30 protein-coding genes are annotated in these 23,233 nt (G+C 38.3%); 8 read left to right on the top strand and 22 right to left on the bottom strand.

Going from position 1 to position 23,233, the window contains the following annotated elements:
- Positions 1–4: 4 nt before the first annotated feature.
- The 15 genes from HA43_RS15040 to HA43_RS14975 form a co-directional block, all read right to left on the bottom strand.
- Positions 5–289 (bottom strand): hypothetical protein, encoded by a 285-nt coding sequence (locus HA43_RS15040; RefSeq protein WP_211279583.1) that lies wholly within the window; start codon positions 287–289, stop codon positions 5–7.
- Positions 290–469: 180 nt separating this feature from the next.
- Positions 470–610, bottom strand: a complete 141-nt coding sequence (locus HA43_RS18910) for a hypothetical protein (protein WP_158086452.1) — start codon at positions 608–610, stop codon at positions 470–472.
- A complete protein-coding gene (locus HA43_RS15035) occupies positions 607–1,038 on the bottom strand; it encodes a hypothetical protein (RefSeq protein WP_094112019.1) in 432 nt (143 codons plus the stop codon). The genes HA43_RS18910 and HA43_RS15035 overlap by 4 nt, the downstream gene beginning before the upstream one ends.
- A 1-nt stretch (position 1,039) precedes the next feature.
- On the bottom strand, positions 1,040–1,348 hold the full coding sequence (locus tag HA43_RS15030; protein ID WP_094112018.1) for a hypothetical protein: 309 nt from the start codon (positions 1,346–1,348) through the stop codon (positions 1,040–1,042).
- 24 nt (positions 1,349–1,372) lie between these two features.
- On the bottom strand, positions 1,373–2,410 hold the full coding sequence (locus HA43_RS15025) for a DNA adenine methylase (RefSeq protein WP_094112017.1): 1,038 nt from the start codon (positions 2,408–2,410) through the stop codon (positions 1,373–1,375).
- Between the two features lie 346 nt (positions 2,411–2,756).
- Positions 2,757–3,317 (bottom strand): ankyrin repeat domain-containing protein, encoded by a 561-nt coding sequence (locus HA43_RS15020; RefSeq protein WP_094112016.1) that lies wholly within the window; start codon positions 3,315–3,317, stop codon positions 2,757–2,759.
- The gene (locus HA43_RS15015; RefSeq protein ID WP_094112015.1) at positions 3,314–3,739 is read right to left on the bottom strand and encodes an ankyrin repeat domain-containing protein; all 426 of its coding nucleotides are present in this window, start codon (positions 3,737–3,739) and stop codon (positions 3,314–3,316) included. Before HA43_RS15015 ends, HA43_RS15020 begins: the two co-directional genes overlap by 4 nt.
- 240 nt (positions 3,740–3,979) lie before the next feature.
- Positions 3,980–4,474 (bottom strand): ankyrin repeat domain-containing protein, encoded by a 495-nt coding sequence (locus tag HA43_RS15010; RefSeq protein ID WP_094112014.1) that lies wholly within the window; start codon positions 4,472–4,474, stop codon positions 3,980–3,982.
- A gap of 227 nt (positions 4,475–4,701) precedes the next feature.
- Positions 4,702–4,980 (bottom strand): hypothetical protein, encoded by a 279-nt coding sequence (locus HA43_RS15005; protein WP_094112013.1) that lies wholly within the window; start codon positions 4,978–4,980, stop codon positions 4,702–4,704.
- Between the two features lie 12 nt (positions 4,981–4,992).
- Positions 4,993–7,053 (bottom strand): hypothetical protein, encoded by a 2,061-nt coding sequence (locus HA43_RS15000; RefSeq protein WP_094112037.1) that lies wholly within the window; start codon positions 7,051–7,053, stop codon positions 4,993–4,995.
- A gap of 106 nt (positions 7,054–7,159) precedes the next feature.
- Positions 7,160–7,828: a hypothetical protein gene (locus HA43_RS14995; protein ID WP_094112012.1), complete on the bottom strand. Its 669-nt coding sequence runs from the start codon at positions 7,826–7,828 to the stop codon at positions 7,160–7,162.
- On the bottom strand, positions 7,825–8,418 hold the full coding sequence (locus HA43_RS14990) for a hypothetical protein (RefSeq protein WP_094112011.1): 594 nt from the start codon (positions 8,416–8,418) through the stop codon (positions 7,825–7,827). Before HA43_RS14990 ends, HA43_RS14995 begins: the two co-directional genes overlap by 4 nt.
- Positions 8,419–8,427: 9 nt before the next feature.
- Positions 8,428–10,605, bottom strand: coding sequence for a hypothetical protein (locus HA43_RS14985; protein WP_094112010.1), 2,178 nt, complete (start codon positions 10,603–10,605; stop codon positions 8,428–8,430).
- Positions 10,606–10,727: 122 nt separating this feature from the next.
- Complete coding sequence (locus HA43_RS14980) at positions 10,728–11,123, bottom strand: hypothetical protein (RefSeq protein ID WP_094112009.1); 396 nt, start codon at positions 11,121–11,123, stop codon at positions 10,728–10,730.
- A 59-nt stretch (positions 11,124–11,182) separates the two neighbouring features.
- Complete coding sequence (locus HA43_RS14975) at positions 11,183–11,809, bottom strand: ParA family protein (protein ID WP_094112008.1); 627 nt, start codon at positions 11,807–11,809, stop codon at positions 11,183–11,185.
- Between the two features lie 140 nt (positions 11,810–11,949).
- Between HA43_RS14975 and HA43_RS14970 the strand changes: the two genes are divergently transcribed.
- The gene (locus HA43_RS14970) at positions 11,950–13,125 is read left to right on the top strand and encodes an LPD7 domain-containing protein (RefSeq protein ID WP_094112007.1); all 1,176 of its coding nucleotides are present in this window, start codon (positions 11,950–11,952) and stop codon (positions 13,123–13,125) included.
- Positions 13,126–13,147: 22 nt separating this feature from the next.
- Here HA43_RS14970 and HA43_RS14965 read toward each other — a convergent pair whose 3' ends face one another.
- The 4 genes from HA43_RS14965 to HA43_RS14950 all read right to left on the bottom strand — a co-directional run bounded on the left by HA43_RS14965 (position 13,148) and on the right by HA43_RS14950 (position 17,625).
- Positions 13,148–14,293 carry a DUF3800 domain-containing protein gene (locus tag HA43_RS14965; protein WP_094112006.1) on the bottom strand — a complete coding sequence of 382 codons (1,146 nt, stop codon included), beginning with the start codon at positions 14,291–14,293 and terminating at the stop codon, positions 13,148–13,150.
- A gap of 89 nt (positions 14,294–14,382) precedes the next feature.
- Positions 14,383–14,634 carry a hypothetical protein gene (locus HA43_RS14960; RefSeq protein WP_094112005.1) on the bottom strand — a complete coding sequence of 84 codons (252 nt, stop codon included), beginning with the start codon at positions 14,632–14,634 and terminating at the stop codon, positions 14,383–14,385.
- 69 nt (positions 14,635–14,703) lie between these two features.
- Complete coding sequence (locus HA43_RS14955) at positions 14,704–15,264, bottom strand: hypothetical protein (protein WP_094112004.1); 561 nt, start codon at positions 15,262–15,264, stop codon at positions 14,704–14,706.
- A 117-nt stretch (positions 15,265–15,381) separates the two neighbouring features.
- Positions 15,382–17,625, bottom strand: a complete 2,244-nt coding sequence (locus HA43_RS14950; protein WP_094112003.1) for a DotA/TraY family protein — start codon at positions 17,623–17,625, stop codon at positions 15,382–15,384.
- A 153-nt stretch (positions 17,626–17,778) separates the two neighbouring features.
- Between HA43_RS14950 and HA43_RS14945 the strand changes: the two genes are divergently transcribed.
- From HA43_RS14945 to HA43_RS14930, 4 genes are all read left to right on the top strand, one after another.
- Complete coding sequence (locus tag HA43_RS14945; RefSeq protein WP_094112002.1) at positions 17,779–18,252, top strand: hypothetical protein; 474 nt, start codon at positions 17,779–17,781, stop codon at positions 18,250–18,252.
- On the top strand, positions 18,249–18,575 hold the full coding sequence (locus HA43_RS14940) for a hypothetical protein (protein WP_094112001.1): 327 nt from the start codon (positions 18,249–18,251) through the stop codon (positions 18,573–18,575). The genes HA43_RS14945 and HA43_RS14940 overlap by 4 nt, the downstream gene beginning before the upstream one ends.
- A gap of 141 nt (positions 18,576–18,716) precedes the next feature.
- Complete coding sequence (locus HA43_RS14935; protein ID WP_094112000.1) at positions 18,717–19,022, top strand: hypothetical protein; 306 nt, start codon at positions 18,717–18,719, stop codon at positions 19,020–19,022.
- A gap of 4 nt (positions 19,023–19,026) precedes the next feature.
- The gene (locus HA43_RS14930) at positions 19,027–19,302 is read left to right on the top strand and encodes a hypothetical protein (protein ID WP_094111999.1); all 276 of its coding nucleotides are present in this window, start codon (positions 19,027–19,029) and stop codon (positions 19,300–19,302) included.
- Positions 19,303–19,350: 48 nt separating this feature from the next.
- On the opposite strand, the gene HA43_RS14925 is transcribed toward HA43_RS14930, so the two are convergent.
- A complete protein-coding gene (locus HA43_RS14925) occupies positions 19,351–20,364 on the bottom strand; it encodes a hypothetical protein (RefSeq protein ID WP_094111998.1) in 1,014 nt (337 codons plus the stop codon).
- Between the two features lie 189 nt (positions 20,365–20,553).
- On the opposite strand from HA43_RS14925, the gene HA43_RS14920 reads away from it, so the two are divergent.
- The 3 genes from HA43_RS14920 to HA43_RS14910 all read left to right on the top strand — a co-directional run bounded on the left by HA43_RS14920 (position 20,554) and on the right by HA43_RS14910 (position 22,055).
- Positions 20,554–20,877 (top strand): hypothetical protein, encoded by a 324-nt coding sequence (locus HA43_RS14920; protein WP_094111997.1) that lies wholly within the window; start codon positions 20,554–20,556, stop codon positions 20,875–20,877.
- A gap of 93 nt (positions 20,878–20,970) precedes the next feature.
- A complete protein-coding gene (locus tag HA43_RS14915) occupies positions 20,971–21,297 on the top strand; it encodes a hypothetical protein (protein WP_094111996.1) in 327 nt (108 codons plus the stop codon).
- Between the two features lie 392 nt (positions 21,298–21,689).
- The gene (locus tag HA43_RS14910) at positions 21,690–22,055 is read left to right on the top strand and encodes a hypothetical protein (protein WP_094111995.1); all 366 of its coding nucleotides are present in this window, start codon (positions 21,690–21,692) and stop codon (positions 22,053–22,055) included.
- Positions 22,056–22,174: 119 nt separating this feature from the next.
- Here HA43_RS14910 and HA43_RS14905 read toward each other — a convergent pair whose 3' ends face one another.
- Both HA43_RS14905 and HA43_RS14900 read right to left on the bottom strand, forming a co-directional pair.
- The gene (locus tag HA43_RS14905; protein ID WP_094111994.1) at positions 22,175–22,945 is read right to left on the bottom strand and encodes a DUF5677 domain-containing protein; all 771 of its coding nucleotides are present in this window, start codon (positions 22,943–22,945) and stop codon (positions 22,175–22,177) included.
- A 26-nt stretch (positions 22,946–22,971) separates the two neighbouring features.
- The coding region (locus HA43_RS14900; RefSeq protein WP_244555236.1) for a hypothetical protein at positions 22,972–23,233 on the bottom strand (262 nt) is incomplete at its 5' end.

The raw sequence follows: 23,233 nt of genomic DNA, 5'->3' as shown, positions 1-23,233 counted from the left end.
CTGATTATTTTTCGTTCAATTTAGCGGTATTTTTGATTGAAGCTTCACTTAAGCCTATGCGTAGTAGTTCGGCTACTGCACCATCAATACTTTTAAAGATGCGTGCTTCATAAGGCTGTCTTGAGCTGCACAAGACTAATGGCTTACCTTCCCACTCTGAACCATCTAAAATCACGGTATACTCGCTTTTAGAGCCTACTATAGCCGCTCTATCAAGTATGCCTGATTTGACTCTTTCCTTAGCCATTGAGCTGAGGATGAAGTTTCCACCGTCAAGACCGGACATCATCGTTATGACCTCGTTATATGATAATGAAACAATATCAAATATCGTTTCATGAGTAAACTTTTGCTTTAGTTACGAGGGGATTACAAGAACATTGTATGGGTTGATAACTTCAGATACCACAAAGGGGCTAACGCCCCTTGCTTGTCTACTTATAAGCGGTAAACCTACCGCTTATATCATTCATTCTTGCTTTTTATTTTTGGAAGATGTAATAGCACTGATCCATTCCTGAAGCTTTTCAAAAGTAATATTGTCGAAGTCTTCTTTTTTAAACTTAGTGATCTCCCATTTTTGTAGGTTTGATTTGTGTTTTTTCTTCATTGAAAGCTCTCCGCATTGCTAAAAAGGGCCTCAAGCTTCCATTCTACGCTGTCAGTCATAGCAGCCAGTTCAAGGGCTTCTTCCTTATCAAAACCCAATTCATAGAGTCTGGCCTTGCTTCCTCCCTCAATGATGCCTATACAGCTTAAAGCCGTTTCTTCCTCAATGTCGTGATCTTGATTTATCAACTTATAAACATAATCATCGAGTCGCGTGAAATCTAGCTCTGGATAGCTTTCTGCTAAATAAACGTAAATGCGTTCATTTATACGTGCTATTTCTCTGAAGATGTTTAACGCCTCTTGAATCGGTATTACAACCATCTTCTTTTCCAACGATACCCAAAGACCTGTTTTAACCTTTATAATCTCACAGTATGTTTTGTGTTCGCTATTGCGGATTACTCTTGCTGTAAACATTTTACTCATATTAACCTCTCTTATTGTCATTGTTAAAAAAATCGCTCTCTTTATTTACTATTCCTAATCGTCTTTCTAGCATAGCCATGCTCAAGCATAAATCAGCCATGACTAAAACCTTTTGATAATGCTCTTCGTTATCGCACTTGCTTTTATCAATCATCAACCTGTTTATCTTAGTGGCCTCATTGAGACACTTTCTAAAATGATCATCTGAGTGCTCAGCATAGGGAGCTGATAACATGCCTTTCACTGTGATGTAGTTGTTTCCGAGATTGTTATTAATAAAATCTTTTGCTTTGAATGTTTTCTTTTTCATATTATTTATCCTTTTAGTTAATGGTTAAGCTACTTTAAGAAGAGCTGTATTCGTTTCATTTTTGAATACCATCAAAAGCTCTTTAACAGGGTTAATGCTCTTTTTCCCTTTCAAGTGCTGATAAGGGATAATTACTTGTTGAGAGTTTGTAGTTTTGTCGTCTATTTTTGAGAAAAAACCATCACCAATGTCTTTATTACACAGTAATGAATAGGCTTGCTTATCCTTCACTTTCCCTTGAATCCATTTAAAGCACTCTTCCTGATTCTGGTCATTGAAAAATGTGGAATACATCACCGAACAATCACGATAAGGTGGATCGCAAAACAAAAAAGACTTTTTATTTACTCTGACTTTTTCATAGCTTCCGCATGTGATCACAGCGTTTTGTAGTGCTACCGACCAGTTTTTGATGTTCTCATAATCGAATCCTTTTTTATTCTGCTGAAAAGACGTGTAAATCTTGCCATGCTTCTGCTGATAAAGACCTCTGAACATACGTGTAAGGAGAAAGTAAAACATCGCTGTTCCTTTCAATGTCCATTGTTCCCCCGTCGGAAGGCTTCTATATTGTTCTCTCAAGCTATAATAAAAGTGCTTCTGCCCTTCTATTGTTTTGTAATAGTTGAGCTGCTCAATAGCCTTAAGCTCATCAATGAAGCTTGAACAATCAGCTTTGATGGTCTTTAGAAGGTTCACTATCTCTTTGTTGATGTCGTTCAGGTGATAGCTCTTCACAGAGTCGCGGTGATTGTTGAAGACCTCACAGAACATAGCCCCGGCACCAAAGAATGGCTCAACGTAGTGCTTTAGTTTGCTGAAGTCAGGCATGTAAGGCTTGTAAGCTGCGATGAGACGACGTTTGCCGCCAGCCCATGCGTAAAGCGGGGTAAGGGGTTTGGTGATGTAGTCCTGATCGTTCGCTGCTTCTTTCTTGTGATCAGGAACAGTCAGGATAGATTTATTTTGGAATACTTCGTGAATGACTGCTTTTGCTTTGAGCATGAAAGCGTCAATGTCGAGGGTGAGGATATTATTTGTAGGTATTTTAGATACAGTCATTTTATAGCTCCGATATAGTTAACTAATACGAAATAAATCGCATTACAGGCACGTTATTTAGTGCTTTTGGTTTGATGCCCGGTTTATCGAAGACCGGGTTAAAAATAACGGAACCTTCCGCATCAAGTTAACTATCAGAGCCGCATTTATTTAAATGACTGCTTTGATGTGATTAATTGTCTTTTAGATCGCTTATGACAATCAACAAATATTTTTAAAAGAAAAAACGATTTTGAATGAAAAAAGACCACAAAAAGGAAAAAATCAATTGGCAACAGCAAGTTAAGTGATTTAGCAAAAAGTGCTATTAATGTTTTTTAGGGTTGTAATGACAACACGAAAGTGGTTAGCGGTTTGAGGTAAGGTTGGTTTTCTCAACTTTTTCATAGTTGATCATGAAGATGAGTAGCTCAGCGTTTCCGCTTGCAAGGACTTCATCATAGGCGTTCAAACCGAAGCTGTTCTTCTGATAGAGATTGGCACCATCAAGCAACAGAAGCCTGAATAACTCAACGTTCCCCAGCCTTGCTGCCAGCTGCAGAGGAGTCAGGCCGACAGTCGCCAGCTCGTCATTGATGCGCGCCCCTGATGCGATTACAGCGTGATAAAAGCATGATGGCCATCTCTGTGTAGTCTGTATGAGCTGTAGAAGCGCATACGCTTTCAGGGGAGGCTTAGCCTCGGATAGGTAGACCGCTAGCAAGTCTTGATTGGCATAGCTCAAGAGGAGGCGTATTAGATACTGCTCATCGTGTTTCCTCTCGATGAGAGGCAGAAGCATCTTCAGAGAAGCGTCTTTCTGTGCCAGCTCAGCAGGCGTTGACACTGGAGAGGTAAATACGGCCTCAAACTGCGAAAGCAGGATAAAGCCGGTCGTTCGTAATTGGCATAGAAGAGCATCTATCATGATGGTCTGCGTCTACGCACTTTGTAGATCACTTCTTCCGGCTCCGGGCGGTAAAAAGCTGAAGCTCTACAAAGCAACATGAACTCCTCTTTACCTACCCCGTGAATATCGTATAGCGATGTGTCAGCACCATGAGCTATGAGCAGCTCATCGAGCTGTCTGCGATTAGCGCATTGAGTCAGCACTGTGTAGAAGATGGGGCTTCTACCAAAGTGGTCTATGGCGTTTGTATTTGCTCCTGCTCTCAGTAAAAGCTTAACAACGCGTATGTCTCCAATGACAACAGCCTGATGAAGAGGTGTTAACCCGTTGTGATCACGCTCATGAATACTTACACCGTCTTCTAAGATGGATGCTATTTTATTTAGCTTCTCTTCTCCCTTCATATAAGCGATTGCCTTATATAGTTCAGTTCTTTCCATAATCTTCTCCTTTTTATAAAATGTTAATTTTTAAATACAATTAATTTTATTAAACGTCAATGCGAAATATTGATAATTAAATTTGACATTCATTATTATTAATTGTAGTTTTTTATAAGAAGGGACGGTTCTCCAAACTAAATCTTCTGCTATATCTAACAAACTATAGCATTTTAACTCCTTGTAAAATGTCAAAAGCCCCGAAAGGGGCTTTTGTTTTGTGTGAGGTTTTCTTTTTAGCTAAAAAGCTAACACTGTTCTTTCAGTATGAGTGCGAGGTTCTTCTTTCTTATTAAAGGATTTTATATATTTAACGAACTCAACCTTTACACGACCGCTAAGAAGATCGTAATGCCGTTCTCCTGAAATGTTCTTAACAAGCGGGCTACAGCCAGCTTCAATCAAGAGCTTTATCTTTTCAATGTCAGAAGTATGGAAAAGTGCTGTCTCACCTTTAGAGTTTATGTGTCGAGCATCAGCACCGTTCTGTAAGACGAAACAGCATACATCAAGGCTTCTCATAAAGAAGAGTGGGGTCTTACCATCTTCATTAACAGCGTTTATGTCTGCGCCTCTACTAATCAAGAAGGCAGCAACATCGACTGTCTCAGCACAAGCTAAAGGCGTCAGCCCTTCAGGTGAAGTGTAGTTCACATCAGCACCTGCCAATACAAGCTCCTTTATCTTTGAGAGATTGGAACCGTAAAGTAATAATAACTCATTAATCTTATTCATAACTCACCTCACACGTTGAATATCTAAATATAATATATAACATTATATTTAAAAGTCCATTTATTATCAAAAATAAACGGGATTTTTATTGTTTTTAGGATTAATTTTAAGTATAATTTTTCTTCATTCATATTTTTCTCTCATTGTGAGAGATCTTCTGATTTCAGAGACTTCCCATCCCGGAGGTCTCTTTTTTTGCCCAAAGAAAAAGGGGCGTAAGCCCCTTTTCATGTCGTAAAACGCGATTTAGCATCTCTGAGCCTTTGCCTGAACACCTCCTTTGGCATAGGCTGATGACTTGCTACTAAGCCCGCTACATCGTTTACATCTTTGAATAAACTTGCGGCATCAGGCATAGCAAACTTCCGTGGGTTTATCTCAGGAATGAAAACCTCGAAAACCTGTTCACCGCGCCCATTGTTTTTAACATCAACCTGATACTGTTTATCGCTATCATTTCTGATAAAGAATAAATCTTCACCTATTATTTTAAAACTGTAATACATAAAACCTCCTTATTATATTTTTGGAACATCATACATAGCAGCATGAATTAAGTTTTCTTTTACAAGGTTCTCAATATCATCTTGCGTCATATTAGAATAAGAGAACACTTCCTCTTCATTTTCTTGATCTTCTTCTTCTTCCGGGAATGGGAACAAGAATATACGTGTAGCATGAGACTTCTTGTTTTGAAGCCATTCTTTTCTAAAATCACTTAACCTGTTTTTCTCAACAATCTCCCCTTTTTTGGTTTTGGGAAGCATATCGAGAGCTTTAGCTGCTGCCATTACTTCATCAATAGAAATGCCTGATTTCTCTAAACTAGCTTCAGCTTCAGGTTTCAACCAGATACAGCCATCAAAGTCTGTGGGGTGAGACATAGGGCGCGATTGCTCAAGACCTGCGATAGCGCCTCTGTGAGACATTGTTGCGTTGTTAGTGAGTCGGGCCGCATGTTCGAGTTGAGCTTCTTCAGGATCTCTACCATGAGCTACAGTATAAGAAAATCCGCTTATACGCATTGAACCAATGTTATCAGCAATCCATTCTTTAAAACGAACAATAGTCATTTTGTGGTTATGCTCAGCCATAACCGTGGTATCTGCTACGCGTCTCTTATAAAACTCAACAGCTTTGTGTGATGCTATGCCAGCTTCTTTCCCGTAGATTTCAGAGACAAGATCTGCGCCCAATTGTAGAAAGGCTATCATCTCAGAATCACGCATATCTTTTTCAAAGTGGTGCTTATACTCTTTTGTTGCCAACTCAGTTGTTAATGTGTTGAAACGCTTTATAAGCTGTAATCTGTTTTCTCTAATATAATCTACAACAAGCCCATAAACATGACCGTAGTTTTCTTGTAAAAGCCTTTTCCAGACATTTACAACAGCCAGATCACCTTGAAGGCCAGTAATCTCTTCATCGCTCGTATTAATAACCATAAAACGGTCTTTAATAGCAGCAAAGTCATCGTGCCCTCGAATTCTTTCGAGAATAGATTTATTCGAAACAACAATAGCCGCAATGTTCCATGTTTTTATTTTTCGTGCTTTGCTCGTTTTGTTTTCGGCTAAGAGACGTTGTGCGCCATTAGCTATTAACAAAATAAGCTGAGCAGCAGCATCGCTTTTCATGTTTGAAACGATTTTATCAAACTCATCGATCAACCCTGTGCCATTATTGATACATGGCAAGTATCTCTCAATGCCTGGAATAGAAACGTTTGAGTCAAAGTAGGTTCGGTTTTGGCCTTTGACTGGTATACCTTCTACTGAAGAGAGAGCAATCAGACGCTCTGACTTACCGCCGCCCGGATCGCCTGTGAGTTCCATTATAAAGTTCACGTTAGCCGTGTAGACGCTACCAAAGGTATAGCCAGCAAGCTGATAAGCTGCCATTAGCGCGAACTGAAGGTCATTGATGATCCATTTGCTCATGACATCAATCTGTATCTCAGCTTTACCAGCTTTGAAAGTCATACAGTCTTCATCACCAACATATTTAGCATGTCCGGGTCTGATATGATCTTCATCGCTCCAACCGCAACGCTCTGAGCCAGCAGTTATTTTTATGCAAGGCTCATACTCTACTCCCGCCGGGGACTTAACTGAATTTCTGCCGTCTGCTAAAACTTTCAACATAATATCAGCAACTTTTGACATTTTGTTCGCAGGCGGCAAAGGCCATCTTTTAGCTAATAATGACTGTTTGTTTATCTGAGAAAGCTCAGACTGGGGGATTTTAACGACTCGTTCCTGACCGTATATATCGAGAAACTTAACTTTAATATGGGTTTTAGTGTCATTTGATGAAACTTGATTTTCATCATCAAAAACCGATTTTAAAGTTTCTGAGTCATACATATCAATACATTCGACAGGCATTAAAGGAAATGGATGAATTTGAGTCCATCGGGCATCCTCAACACCATTCTTATAGATTTTAATTGTGCGGACAAAGATACCATCAGGCCCGATAGAGTATTCATCTGTTTCGCGCCAAGGTGTATCTTGAGCTTGTAGCGCTCTTTTAATTATACTTGCGTCATACTGTATGACGTTATTCTTTTCATTCATAGTTTTCTCCAAACATTTGTGCTTTATTATATATCTAACACTTATTATATATTTTATTTTTTAATTAAAATCAATACTCATTCCCGATTATTATATAATTTTATCGCTAAGTTGACAACATCATCCCTTTTTTAGATCTAACTTGCCAGGTATTTAAAAACATAGCCATCGATTTATATGTTAAACCGCTTTCTGAATTGGCGTCTTTTACATATCTTTCCATAGCTCTTAACGCTGCTTTACGCTGTGCCTCTTGCTCATGTTCTAATAAAGAAGGAAAGATTCTAAAACCTCTGGCAACAGCCTGATAAAATATTTCTTCTAAGTAATCTGGGTTATTCGACTCAGGTTTTGATTGATAAAAAACATCAATCTCAAAGTCGAAATTATCAAAAAGAGTTTTAACGCCTTTTTCAACATCAGACGAGTAAATTACATAGCAATCTTTCGACTCTTCAATCACTACATCTTCAAAAACATACTGCTTGATGAGCTTAACGTTCGGTTGAAAGAAATCACGCTTACAACTCCATAACACAGCCTTGTTCAGTCCTGTAGCATCAAGCGGTGTGTTCTCCTCAGCATCAGGCACGTAGGTATCAAGTTCAAAAGGGTCCTCTTCACCAGAAGGGGATTGCTCCCCTCTGTCCCTGTTAAGCTCATGAGCGGCTATAGCACGCTCCGTTGTGTTCATGAGTGCCTCACGCTCCTTCTTCTGCTTCTCAAGCTCTTCAGTGAGCTTAGCGAGGTCTAGCCCGCCCGCGTTCATCTTCATGCGACCTCACTAAGCTTAAGCTCAGGAGTGACTAAACGTTCTATCCTGACTCCTTCTGAGTAGAAAAACCTAACAGCTTCATAATTGTTGTATAGAGCTTCAGTGAACTCCTTATTTTCATTATTAGACAGTGAAATATTCTTATTGACTTTCTTATGATTTAAAATCTCATACTTATCTAAAGAAACCCTTCTATTGTCAAATAGAAACTCTCTCTGTTTAACGTTTAAACTGTTCATGAATAAGTTTAAGTATTCTCCTTCGTAAACAATTTCATAACGGTCATCTATAACCTGAAAGAGTCTTCTCATAGCTAAATTAAGCAATGAGGTTAGTCTTATAGAATCACCCAAGCTTCTGTCATCGCTGTTCTGCCTTATCACTTGCGCTTCATGATAAGCTTCAAAGCTGGAGTGGTATACCACTCCTTTTATTCGAATGTTATTGATGAGAAACTTTAATAACTCCTTGTTTGAATCATTATTGTCTAAGGCTTTCCTGACAATCTCATCGTATTTTATAGCACTTACCAACCTGTCATAAGCCCTGTCCAAGCTTTTAAAGTTTATTTTTTTAATTTCTATACTCATAGCATCTCCTTATTTATTTTTAGGTGTGTTGTTTTTCCCGTTTTTTTCCAGTTGTGCGCTTAGTTCGCGGTTTTTCTGAACGAGTTCAGTGTTCTCTTCGAGGAATTCACGCATTTTTTTGCTATAAGAATCCGCAAGTTCGAAGTTTTCTTTTGAAGATTTAACGTATTTACTAACGTTATCCTCAAGCTCTGAAATTGTGCTCTTATATTTCTCTTCTTTAACTCCAAATTGCTCAGTCAGTTCCTTGCGCAGATCGTTGAGAGCCTGTTTTTTATCTTCCTCATACTGACTTGTAAGGGTTTTCGCCTGAGTATTGAGAGCAACTTTAACTGCTTCTTCCTTCTCAGCTTTGAACTTCTCTTCCATATCACGACGAAGATTAGCCAGTGCTTCTTCTTTTTCTTTATTAAAGTTATTAGTCAGCTCTTTACGAAGATCATCAAGAGCCTGTTTTTTATCATTCGCATAAGAAGTTTTATTGTCTTCAATAGCCTTCTCAAGCTCAGAGACCTTACCTGACAAGCTGTTAATTTGTTCAGTTGTTGAAGCGTCAAGCTCTTCAAGTTCTGATGAAAGCCTTGTAATTTCTAAATCTTTACTATTGATTGCTGTTTCTTTTTTAGCTAAATCTTCTTTAAGCTTTCTCTGACTCTCTTCAATCTCTTCAAGATTTGATTCATATTGCTCGATGTCAGTTTCAAGACCGTTTATCTTCTCTTTTAACCCTTCATTTTCAGTAGATAAAGCCATATTTTTAGCAGAATAAGCTTCTTTAAGCTCCTCTTCCTCTTTAAGAGCTTCTTTTAATAAATAAATATCGTTATTTTTAAGCTCAACCTCTTCTGTAAGCTGGTTAACTTTTACTGAAAGCTTTTCTTTCTCAACTTTTAAAGTTAAGTTTTCAACTTCAGCATCCCTTGCTGCTTCCATAATAACTATATCGGAATGTATTCTTTCAATTTCAGCTACCATTTCAATAGCTTTATTGCTTTTATTTCTGATGTTAATATTGTATTTATTAACAATGGAAGCATTCTTTTGCTCAGGGTCAACGCTAAGTTTTGCCAGCTCAGCAAAGTCTTCTTTGTAGTCTGTGATAGACTGGGGTAAATCTGTATGAACTTTTCTTACAGCTTCAGCCTGTTCTTCATCTTTAAACTTCTGAACACGACTAACAAAAGAGTGAACCGGGTAATCACCAAAACCGGCTTTTTCCAGCTCTCTGTTAACGTGCTTCAATATGATTTCACGGTATGTATCAGACTTGAGATCGGTTCTGCCATTCATCCACTTAGCAAATGGAAATACACCGCCATGCTCAGGAACGAAGGCTCTGTCATCATTTGGGAAGTATGTGATCTGGTCTTCTTTTCCGAGTTTTTTAAGCTCTTCACGTTTAGCATCATCACAAAGCACGTATTTAGCATCTGATACGTCATATACAAACTCGAAAAGCTGACCGTGAACAGATGCGTCTTGAGCTACATGAATATTATTAGCAATTATCGCACGTTTACCGCGCATTCCTCGAACAGTGTTATCACCATTACTTTGCGTTGATTCAATCACATAGTTAGGATTAGCATGAGCATGAATAACAGTTTTCCACCAATCTAAGCGGATCTCTTCCGGGATGCCTGAAAGGTCATAGATTGCTTGATAAGCTTCTGTATCGTTAGTTCTTGCTGTTGCCTTCCTGTCTCTTAAAGCATTGGTATAGATAAATGGTTTTGGCTCAACAGGTGAATTAACCACGGCCTTTGGCATTGGGTTTTTAGAAGGGTCTTTATCAAAGGCTTCTTTTTCTTTCAAATACCTTTTGTATTTTAATTCATCATTTATATATTTATCGATAAGAGCTTTACCATCTCTTTCCGATAGTTTTATTCTTTTAACTTTTTCTGCTGAGAAAAGGATTTCATTATCGACGACTTCGCCAATATCTCTCGGCTCAGATTTAATTAAAACGCCATCTTCATCATACTCTGCCTTTACTTCAGGTTGAGCAATTATTTGCATTAACTGTTTTAAAGTTTCAGCTTCAATCGTCTCGCCATTTAAAGGATTTTTATAAATAGCAGGCCCTTCACCCAGCTCTTCAGCAGAAGGTTTGAAGCCATATAGTCCCCCTGAAACTTTTACATCGTTTCTTGTATACTCAACTATTACTTTCGCGTTTGGCATTACTAACTCCTTTGTTATTAAGTTTACTTTCCTTACATTCTTACTTTTATTTCATGTAAGTTATTATATAAGTAAACTATTAACTATAATAAATAAAGCGCTTGGTCAACCGTTCATCCCGATTAAATCTTCCTTTCATCGTTTTCACGCGGTAAAGCTAAAATCTGTTTATTAGTATTAATTAATTCGTCAGTTAAATAATCAGCGCAAATCAGTAAAAGAGTGGCAATAGGTATGTCAAAAGAAACCTGTTTAAGCTTCTCTTCAAGCTCAGCAGGAATGCGCACGTTCATTAAACGGGCGTTATCGTGCTTAGTCACTTTCACATTAGAGCGAACATGAGGAGCTGCGCCTGACTGAACATCACCTAAGCTCTCTACCCGATAGTTCCAGTATGTGCCTTTGCTCTCAGCAAATGACGTCTCAAGTGAGACGTTTTCAAATGCGGCAAAGTCATCAAGCCAGGCGGCCCCTTTTTTGTTCGATTTTTCAGCTTTGTCTTTCTTAGCATCTGTCATAGCAATTTCTCTCAGAATTCACGTAGCGCGTCATACACTATACTATCATACAATAGTATTTACTTTGCCGCTTTCGCTTCGTTTTGTTGTTTGATTTTCATCTTGATGATTTCGATGAGCTGAGCGAACTCATGACGCGCATCAGTAATATTTGGTAAGCCTGACTTGTCTTCAAAGATAGTGATCCCATTGCCGAACGCGCGAGGATAAGCAACACGCTTACGGATATACGGTTGCTCATAGCCAAGCTTCTCTGAATAGCCCTTCAGCTTATCTAACAGCTCCATTTGCTCTTTGTTCTGAACTTCTACACGGTTAGGCACCAGAATAAAGGGCTTCTTCATCTCTTTCAGCTCATCGATACTTTTAAGCGTTGCTGAGTAGCTTGAAGCATCGAGAATGGTCGGAACCAGCACCAGAGGCGCTAACTGGCCGCCGCTGTCAACGCCTGGAGCATGATCGAAGATCATGAAGTCTGTTGGAGCTTTAGGTTTGCGAGTCACTTCAAACGGCAGCGGTTTACCGTTCTTTTCTGCGAAGCCGGCACAGATTAAAGCACCGCCTTGCGGGTCGAAATCAACGAGGGTTGTTGACTGGCCTTTCGATGCGAAATAGCCGCACAGATTCAGGCTGAGAGTAGTCTTTCCTACACCGCCTTTTCTACACCACACGCTCATAGCAAACATAACTGTTTTACCTCTTCCGTTTATCTCAATACGGCTTTCTTAGCCGGGTATGCTGTTGACCATACTACTATATAATAGTATAGATTAGTATGCGGCCATTATGGAAGCTAAATTTTCAATTTTAAAACAAGGAGATATATATGAGTGAACACGCAGAAAATACGTTTATTAACACATTCAATAGAGCATTCGTTGCTGACCCGGTTGCGGCTTTAGAGATGGTCGAATCGATGACCGACGATCTGATGAAATCCATTGAAGAGAAACGACAAGCAGGCATCAAAGAGGACGATCCTAAGATGGTTAAGCTTCAGGAAGACCATGCTTATCTGACAGGTCTCTATGAAGACAAGACTGAAGAGCTGGCGCTACATAGGAGAGCACAGGAGGCGATGGGTATCAGCTCCGACTTTCAGCCAAACCCGTTTGAAGCTGCTTTAGGAGTTGAAGAGGATGGCTTTGTTTTCTTCGATGCCCCTGAAGAACCTGCTAAGAAGGCTACGTCCCCAGCTGCAGTGAAAGCTGCAGTAATTGAAGAGCTACTCAGTGATGATGATTTGGCTGTCATGGCTAAGAAGACACAGCGAGTTTCTGAGACGGCAGCAGCCAATACGCAGGGCGTCGATATATCGAGCTTTGAAGACAATGAGCCTGATTTGTCAGAGCTGGACAGGTTCACAGTGCGTAAGGCTGAGGGAAGGCCACAGGATGAGCCTGAAGCCCCGAAACAGCACATAGATGAGCTGGAAGCTTTTACGAAGAAGAAGCAGCAATCTTCAGGAATCGATGGCATTAAGAAGCGCGTTAGCGAGATGTTCAAGGCTAAATCTCATGCCCCTGTGTCGTTCTTACCATCTGAAGAGCTTAGACGCATGTTCGGCAGGTCATTACATGATATAGAGGAACTTGAACACAGTCGTAAGCTACATTTCACTGATAACACAGTGCTTGAAGAGTCAGCTCAGGGGCTATCGATAGTAAGTCATGACAGAGGCTTAGCGGCACGTCGTTTAACGATGATGGCTAAGTCAAAGGGATGGAACAGCATTACTTTTGAGGGGAATGATCTCTTCTTAGAGCAGGCATACGAAGAAGCAACAAAAGCCGGATTAGTGGTAAAACCCGCATCTGAAGAACAGGAGAGGATTTTTAGAGAGGTTCACCAACAGCGTAAACTTGATTTAGTAATGCCTTTCGGGGGGAAGAGAGAAGTAAAGGACATAGATAAGTCGATAGAAAATCCCGGCTACGATCAGCCCGCAGTGCCTGTTCAGGCTCCAGTCTATACGGCCAGAATGCCAACACGTATGAAGTAAAAAGGGGCTTTAAGCCCCTTTTTTATATGCGGCCAGCAAACAAATCATTTTTATAAGATTCAAACACAGTCTTTACTGAATAAATCATTTCGCGGCAATTGTTATCGGTTCTATCTAACAGAGATTCAAATAACTTGAAGTTGTCTTTCTGACGCGAGGTTAGATTGTTTCTAATCTCTATAATTTCTTCATGAGAGCTTTTATCAATGAAACTATAATACTCTCTTAAAATCCCTGTTATTGCGTCGCTGACCTGAATTAGCTCAAAACCATCTTCTTCAGAATCATGGAATGAATAATCAATATCAGGAGTAAAGTCGGGGTGATTTCCTTTGCTATCAGAGATTATCCGTTGAATAGTCGGCTCTTCGTCAAAGATATGTTTTGAATGTCTAAACATCATAGCTCTAACTTTATAAAAAAGAGAAAAGTCTTCGATGATAGGTGTTTTGGCTCTATCAGAAAAAAGTGTAAGCTCATCAATATCACGGCACTTTTTAAGAAAGAAAGCCAGCATTAATTGATGTAGCGCAAGCTCACTATTAGGATCTTTATCCTTCACCTTCAAACCTGACTTTTCAACGAACACAGCCAGATCACTGATAAACTCTCTCTCTTTGCCAAAAAGCTCAGGAAAGTCGTATTTTGATAAAAGTTCAAAAAAATCTTTTGCGTTAGTCGTTATGACATTATAAAGAGCATCTTTATGTATTTTAATAAATTGCTCAAGGTCAAACCCTGAACCTTCAGAAGGGATAATGTTATTATCAAGAGCATAGATTACACAGTCATCGATAACATCAATGTAAGACCAGTAGACAAGGTTAAGGTGGAAGCAGTGAACATAAAGGTCTGAGTTAACAAGCCATTTCAAGAAAGTCTCTGTTTTTTTACGCCCTATAATGCTTGGAAACTCACCTTTACCGAAAACAGCAGCTTTCAGCTCTTCCCCTTTTGCCAGTTTGAGAGTCTTTATGAGAGCAACAGCATCAGCAGTTGTAGTCTTACCATGATGCGCCACGCCACCTAAGAAGAAGTGAAGGCCTTCTTTTCTTTGAACGTTGTATCCACTAAAGTCTTCTCGTATGTAGAACTTGCGATCGTTGCCGCTTTCGTCATAGTAGAAAGTATATGTGTTATAGGGTGAGTCAAAGAATGGCGTATCCATGATAGGTATGAGTCCTCAGAGGTGGTGTTGATACACTAACATAAAAAAAGAGGCCGAAGCCTCTTGAAACGAGAGAGAAGTGAACTGTGTTAAGCTGCCAGTGAAGCGAAGATAGCGTATACAGAAAATCCCAACACAGGGATAACTAATAAACCATTTCCCATTGCTGCTAAAGTTAGAGCAGTAGATCCGAGGTCGGTTTTAGTTTTAGATAATTTATCCTGAATTTTCTTGCTATTAATCAGCCATACAAAAGCAGCAGAAAAAAGCAAAGCCGCAGCGAAAAAGTTATCAGTAAACAAATGCAGCGTGCTATTAAATGCGTTTAAAAAATTTAACATTTAGGTATCTCCTCTCGTTTCGTTATAAATATATTATCGTACTTCTTTAATGGATATCAACTAGATTTATTAATTTATTTTCGATAATAAAAATGCTTTTATTTTTCTTATCGACTTCCCTTCTTCTATAACCTCACTGACTTGTGAAAACTCATGAAATGGGTTAGGGAATATATGCTCAGGTGATTTTAAAAAACCAAGCTTTGAATGTAATTGCCTTGTTCTGTAGCAATAAGCATCAACCGCAGCCCAAAAATAAAAACTAAGACAGACTATAGTTGTTGAGAAGCTTCTAATCGCAGCAAAAATATCCCCATTTAAAATAGACATTATAAAGTATGCTCCCCAACCTACCATAGCGAAGAAGAAAACATAAGTTAACCATGCCATCGTCATATACCTCTTCTTTAGTTTACTATCATCTATATCATTTCTCTGACATAACTCTTCAAATGGAATGTAATCAACCTTCTTTACCTTTCCCTGGTTTAGCATCTGTCTTGTTCTTTTAAACTTAAGAGCTTCTTTAAATCTTTCACCAGATTTCTTCACAGGAACAAAAACGTTAACAACATTAATGGCAGTACCGCCTATTTTTTTTACTAAATATTTATTGCTATCTTTTTTCATTTTAAACTCCTTATATATTAAATGTTAATTAATATATATTAAAATAAATTTAATATGTCAATCATGGGTGTGCTATTTATTTTAAATATAAAAAAAGGGGCTAAGCCCCTTTTAAAATCACTCTTCAAACTTGGATATGTCTTTTGAAGTGTCAGGTTTATTATTACCTTCGCTCTTGTTATCTCCGTTTGATGCTGAGCTGGTATTAGCCTTGTCATTAGCTTCTTTCTCTTTATTGCGCTCAAACTGTCTCTGATTCATTTCACTAAACTTCTGAGTAGTCTGTGCGCCGAAGGCAGTCATAGCTCCCGCTACAGGCAAGGAAGCATGTGAAAGTTGCTGTGTGCCTTGCATGGTTTCCTGCGCAGCACCCTTAAGGCTTGCAACTGAACCTGAGCCTTGAACGTTCATCCAGCTCTCAATGTGCTCCGGTAGCTCAAGAGGAAGCTGCCAAAGCTTCATCATCACAGTGTGAATGATCATGATATAGCCATAGCCGTATCCAAGCTGTTGCCAGAGATAGTGATCGCCTGATCCTGCATTAGCAAGTAGATTGATATAGTGCGTATTAATGAACCCGAAAATAGAGGTAGATGATGATATAGCTATAATCGTGCCAATTATGTAGAGCGCAGGCCTCACTAACAGAGAGAACATCAGGTTAACCCCCGGCCTCTGAGCACCAATAAATGAGCCTTCGTCTGCTGTATTGAACATCATGATCCATAGCTGTGAAGCAAAGAGCGCTTCAGCCATGAGGATATACCACATGACTACAGCTACGGTGAACTGAAAGAACGGTATCATCTGAACGAAGTAGCTCAGGTAAAGTCCGGGTATGATTACAGCCCAAAACATCATACTGAACGCTGTTCCGAACGCTGCTGCTATCGTGGTTAAGATGTTCCCGAAGAATGGAATCGCAGACACTACAGAAGATGTAGTAGCAACAGCAGCAGCGCCGTTAGCCATGCTAAGGAAGTTATCGCCCCAACTCGCAAACACTACCATTGGATTAGTAGAATAATAGTCTATAGCTACGCCATTGCTGTCTTTGTTGGACTGAACAAAGTAGCTGATTAGCTGCTGAGAATAAGCATCGTTAGAACCAGATCGAGACTTGGGTGAGGTCGGATCTTTCTTTAAACCTTGTTCAAAGGTCGCAGCAGAGCCGCCCACAGCAGCAAATATACTGTTATCCCAAACGTTGATGAATGTAGTTTGAGTGTCATTCTCACCAAACTCAGATCGTGGTAAGTTGTTCACTAATGCGTTAGCAGAACTCACAGTATTAGATATTTTTAAAGCCCACGCTCCAGCACCCATCCATCCGTCCTGTTGAGCCATTTTAACGCCATCCGTATAGCTAAACTTTTCAAATTGCTTTTTAGCTTCAGATTTAAGCTCATTAGCATAGGCGTTTGACACACGCAACATATCGGCTTCAGCGTCGTCTGAAGAATAATTCCTTTGAAAAACTATTCTGTTGCCAATTGTCTGAGCTTCTTTAACTAACATATTCATCTGTCCGATTTGGACATTTTGCATAGCCGCAGCTAATGCTTTTAAATCAACTAAAGAAGTAGTGTTAGTTTCAGGATCAAAGTTAGGAGTGTCAAAAGCTAATTTAGTTGTCCCGCATGAGTTATAAGTATATGAAGGGAAGCTATTAGTAGGTTGACTTACATTCCCCCAATTATAACCAACTAACCTTGAACCATCGGAGCCAGCTTTTACAAAATATTTAGGCCCAAATTGAGTATGAACACCATCTATATAGCTTATATAGCCATCTTCGACGATTTTATTTATCTTCTTATTAACCATAGCTACGCAGACAGCATTGCTGACCGTATTTTTTAGAAGATCTTTTATCTTTTCATTAGTTTCGGGGGGGACATAAGAATTCCCGGTCAAGGCAGTAGGCGTATAAGCAAGCCAAATGCTATCAGCAAGGCCAGAACCTTGTAGGCCAGCTTGATGAACAAGACTTTGAATTGGACTGAATCCGTTATTCATAGGTATCATAAAAACGACAGCATAAATCATTCGGATAGGTGTAAACATGCTAGACCATTTCTTTCCTAGCATCTCACCGTCATGAGCAGTAGCAGCAGTCCCGATGACTATATGATAAAAAGAAAGGCAACCTCCAAATAAAACTGTAGCACTATCGAAGATAATTAATATCATTTTGAATGGTGAAGTCTCTGAATCGAATAGTGGTAAAGCATATTTAGTAGCTAACCCACCTTCTTGCGGTATAAATAGATCAGCAGCTTGAGCCGCGTGTAGACATAGCGCATTAGCTAATAATATAAAGAAGACATATTTTAATATCCTCAATGTTTTTTTATTCATTATTTACTCCTTATGTAAAATAAAATAATTTAAAAATTTGACTTGCATTAAAATATATAATAAATATTGGTTATTATATAAATATTAATTAACACAATATTTTATAAAGTAAATAAAGAACGTGTAATATTTTAAATAAATACAGGAGAGGATATGGATAATTTTTTTAGGTGTAGAAGAAGACTATCAAGTAATGACACAAGAATGATAACTGTAGGTTTTACTGAGAGACAAAAGAAAATGATGAAAGAGGGGTTTAAAAATCGATCTTTGCCAATATCATTTTTAACGAAATGGGCAATACAAGACTTAATAAAAGAAAGTAAAACTTTAAAAATAAGGAAGGATGATGAAGATTTCACATTTCAAGTTAAAGAGTTTGATAAGAATTATGTTTACTACGAAGATGAAGGGTTCATGAACAGATTAAAGCGTGTGAGTGTTTTGATTGATAATGAATCAATGGATTTTATAGATTCAGTTAGAGGGAAAGTGCCTTATTTTAAAATAATACCAGCATTAACAATGTATGCGATTGAGAAATTAAAAAAAGAAAATAAAGTTTTCATTCTAGATGACAATGCTAAAGCACATGTTTTTATTAAACCCACTGAGGAGGTTATATGATTTTATCCGTTATTATAGGTGTTGTGATTTTTTTATCAGTAGTGGCATTAGTTGTGTTTTCAGTGTTGAAAATCAGATCAAATGAAAAACTAAAAAAAATATTTAAATGGTTATGTGGATTAGGAGGTTTACAACTAGCAATAATGTTTATAAGTAATGTAGGCCAAATGAATGAGGTTAATAAGCAGGTAAGTATATTGTTTGTAAACTACCTGCAGGCGATGTATATAGCTACAATCTCCGTCGGTTTAGTTTTTATAGTTTTAAGCTCATACAATAAAGTTAAGACTGCTATAAAATCCTATCGCCGCAAGCCAGCATAACTAAAGCCCCATGCGGGGCTTTGCTTTCCCATCAAAAAAACTTCAATTAACTAATTGATATCGCTGCACTTTATCGGTATGGTCACGTTCATCCGGTGCAAAATCATGCACTTACGAGTCATATCATCAAAGGGTTTTACTATGAGAAAGCTTCTTTTAGTTGGCGTGATAGCGGCGGCTTCTTTGCTGGCAGGATGCGACAGCAAAGGCATTTACGGTGATTATAAAAACGAGCAATTCGGTGTTGTTCTTAAAATATCAGAAAAGAACATCGAGTTTAAAGGTCGTGATTACGCAGTAAGCGGTTGGAACAATGATGAAAAAGCAGGAACTTACGTTGCTCATACCGTTATCAACACGGGATCATCACAGATGAAGTGGAACCTTCGCTTTAAGAAAGAAAAAAGCGATGTCATCTACGACGGCGTTCTGTTCAAGAGAGATTAATAAAATGGAAATCAAAAAGATTACTTGCCCGTTCTGCAAGACTGAATCTAATCACGGCGTGAAGATCTGCTTAGCCTGTAAAGCCCATATCGGCTATGGCCTTGTGCCTCAGTGGTTCATCATCATTGGTGGTATTCTGGCTTTTCTGCTGGGCGCTGTAGCAGCGTTCTTTAACGGCCCGGTCGGCTTCTTCATAGCGTTTGCTCTGGTTATGGGCTTAACGGTGCTTGCGGGCAAAAGCATCTACGCAGAAAGAGTTGTGTTTCAACATAGACTATAGATAGCAAAGACTATCACACAGCAAGCCAAAGCCCCTTATGGGGCTTTTTTATGGCTTCATGCTTGGCTTTGTGCTGAAGCTGAAATCATTGTCTTTGAGGTCTAAGGCGAAATCAAAAAACTCTTTTATCTTACCTTCTATTTGTTCTTTGCTTCCGTTGATGAAAGTATGATCGTTCAAGTGAACATGAAACTTACCATCAGGAGAACCATCTTTACTCATCAAGTCCAGTGAAATCACATCTGTGCGCTCATGTAATTTATAGTAAGTTGAGTTGAAAGAAAGCTCATAGTATCGATCTTCGCCATCAATTTTAGTATCAATCCTGTTTAAAATTTTGGTTTCCCTCAACTCAGCATTAAGCCTAAATCGCTCAAGTTCATCCCTGAATTCTTCAAGTTTTGTTTTATTACTTTGAAGATTAGAAATACGCCAAACTTTCAGTTCCTTTTCCCATTTTGCTGATGTAAATCTGCTTTTAAACATACTCATATCGTCTTTATTAACTTTTACTAATATTCTGCGTTCTTCGGCTAATTCTTTCCATTGTGTTTTATATCTTGCGATAGTATCAGGAAAATCACTTTCCTGAGTCTGATCTTTAAGTTTGCTCATATAATCAATAACCCAGGGCTTTAAGTTGGATATTTTTTCCTCAAGTTTCTCAAAGGCATCAATGCCTGTGTCTCTCATATTGACATCAAGAATGGTTTTCCCGCCTTCAACTTTAACAGAGACTGAATACCCTTCTTTATTCAATTCATCACGAACTTTGAATCGTATAGCGGTGTCTTTTAAATGAACATATACCGAAGGGCCTATTTCAGGGAAGGCTGTGGTTTTTTCAAATCCTATGATTGTTAGATTATCGCGTTCAGCAGCTTCCAGTATTTTACTCAACTTATCAGTATAGGCATTCATCATACCATTATATATGGCTGTCTCTCTATCTTCTTTATTACTAACCCGTTCCGAAAATCTAATCATTTGTGTGATGAAGTTTCTTTCATCTGGCATACCAGAAATCATATCTAAGGTTTTATCTATATTTACTTTTTTCATTTTAATCTCCTTGTGTTTTTATAACAAATACAATAGAAACTTATAAAGATCAACTTTATAATCCAGATTAAATTATAAAAATGTATAGATGGATTAGATACACCTTATATCTAAAGTGAAAAGTATAAACTTGACATTAATCGGGGGTTCCATTAATTGATATAAGAACTATTTATAAAGGAAATGAAAATGATTAGTGATGAAGAATTTATAAAACTATATGTGAACAGGCTTACTAAAACGGTCAACGCTGCTATAGCAAAGACAAACATAGCTGAAGACAAAGAGTGTGTTATTGATATAGGCACAGATAACGGCTATCCAGCGGCTTACTTCTGCGGAGGCATCTATGAGGTCAGTATCATGCCTAAGGATACGAGCAGGGGCTTCTCAGACGGTTGTATGTATATCGCATCAGTAGGAAGCGAGCTTCTTCAGTTTAGGACGCTTACAGACGCTGTAGACAGCTTCATTGAGTGTATTGAGGAAGCGAGGATAACCAGAGTAGCATAAGAGCACAGAAGCCCCTGACGGGGCTTTGTTGTATATGAGGTTCGGATGGGCGATAGTGGAGTTTCAGAAACATACAGAAAGGATACAAGCGTTATGTTCATTGATGCCAGTAGTCTTGATGAGGTAAAGCAAAGAGCTGAAATCTTATCATCGTGCTCAGCTTTAGAGCTTCTTAAAGCTATTGAAGATTTTGAAGGTCATGATGCTATGAAGGATTTTTTCTTTAATCACCTTCAGCATATTTATGATCTTGTAGTAGATGCTTTGAGTTCAAACTATATTAATGAGCTATTTGAAGGCTGTAGTGAGTATTTAAAAAACATTGGAAAGAAAATAATATCTATAGTTGAACAACACATCATTCGAAACAATATACCAATTAAAGTTAGCACAGGAACCGGAAAACCAAAAAGATTATAGAACCGACCTCCTCCTTTTATCCGATATATTAAATTAACTCCCGATTAAATTTGATTTTTATCGGGTTTAATTGTAATTAATATATATCACATTAAAAAAGGAGATTAGATATGAAAACTTTCAATCAAAAAAGGTTAAAGAAAGAATTAAAAAAAATAAATGAAAAGTTCCCATTTTATGATTTAAAAGGAAGGGAAGGAAAAAAGATAAGGTGTATAGTATCCACATGCTCATTTTCACTTTCAGATGTAAGATTTTTAAACAAAAACTTCGATTGCGTTCAAAGGATATATTATTCTAAGGGCTGTAATAGCTATTACCTTTATGCTCCTTCGGACTTTATAAATCACATTACGACCTTCTACTCAAGCAATAAATAAAAGGAGAACCACATGGAAAGAAAATTATCAAATAGAGAAAGGTTTTTAATATTCATTCTTGGCATCATAGGTTTAATAACTACAGCATTTTACGGATTTAATGAGTTTCCTTTATTAAAAAAAGCAGCTTTATCACTTCCTATAGGGTTAGGTTATGCTATTGAGGATGGCGGAGGGTTAGTTCACTACATCAATAATAAAATGCATTGCGTATTACTTGGCTTTATAATTTCCTTTGCGATTATTTTTCAAGTTAAAAACAGAAGATATAAGGATTTTATTAATGAGTCAAACCGGATGTTAATGTTTTTTATTGTGGTGCCTATTATTTATTGTGGTGCCTATTATTTTAACTTCATCTGTGGCTTCAATGCCTGAGATTAATATAAATCTAACGATGGTCATAGCTTCTACAAATTATAGTTAATAACCTCAATCTCATAAATTAAAAATCAAATGACTTTCAATTAAAAAGCCCCTATGAAGGGGCTTAATGTTTACTCTTTACCGCGTTTAGTCATTTCATCAGCTAGCATTGAAGACCAGTAATGTTGATTCTTCGCATCTACGATAAAATGTAGCGCTCTGGCACACTGAAGCTTAGCAGCCTCATAAGCATGTATAGGGCCTTGTGAGGTAGGAACCATATGAGTTTCAGGCGTGTAATAATGAAAAATGCTCGTCTGAGAAGGATGGACATGCTCACTTAACACGTCATACGTCATTTCAAACTGACTTTCTTTATGCTTGGTATGCTTCATTTCATCTTCATAAAGATCACGCAAAGCATTCATCACATGCTGACTCACAGAAAGCATATTTTCAAAACGATGTTTAGCCTGCTCAGTAAACATAAAATCTTTTGGGTCAAATACTCCTTTCTGAATCTTCTCTTGCTCTGACTTTTTGAAGCGGGAACTGTTTATAAAACCTAAGATTACATCGATAGCTTTATCTACACTTGCTTGACCGGTTTGGTTAGCAAGTATCTTCTCTACTTTCTTGTTTAAAAGTCGTGAGAAAGCATGTGTTTCAATCATTCCTCTGCTTATGACGCAAGCGGCTTGATATCGCTCATTTTCGAGGAGATGAAGCGCATCATCAAAAATGTCTATTTGCCTGTTCATGAGTAAGTTCGCATAGTTTGAGAGATATAGGCCCTGATCGTTATCAGGCACCTTTCCTACAACTACGCCGTCTACCTTGCTTAGTTCCGCTCTTGCTGCTTTTGCCTCAACAAGGCTCTGCTCTATAAGTTCTTTATACATGCTGTGTTTCCTTACGGGTATGTTTCTCAATAAGTAATCATTCCGGCTTTAGCCATCTTCTTGATCTGTTGTTCTGATAACAAGGTATCATGCTGAAGAGAGGAAGAGATATTGCCTACCAGCCATTCTCCCGGCTTTCCTGCGTGCTTCAAGATAACCACTGGTTCTGAGTCATCTTCGTGCGCATAGAGCCAAATAGACGGCATAACATTACCGTTATCGTCTTCTACTTCACTTTCTTCAACGTAGAAAAACTTGCTTAGGTAGTTGTTCAGTTTCATGTAAAAT

This window comes from Pantoea eucrina, from assembly GCF_002095385.1.
Taxonomy (GTDB): Bacteria; Pseudomonadota; Gammaproteobacteria; order Enterobacterales; family Enterobacteriaceae; genus Pantoea; species Pantoea eucrina.
The sequence above is the reverse complement of the archived record's forward strand: the minus strand, read 5'-3'. Positions and strand labels throughout refer to the sequence as shown.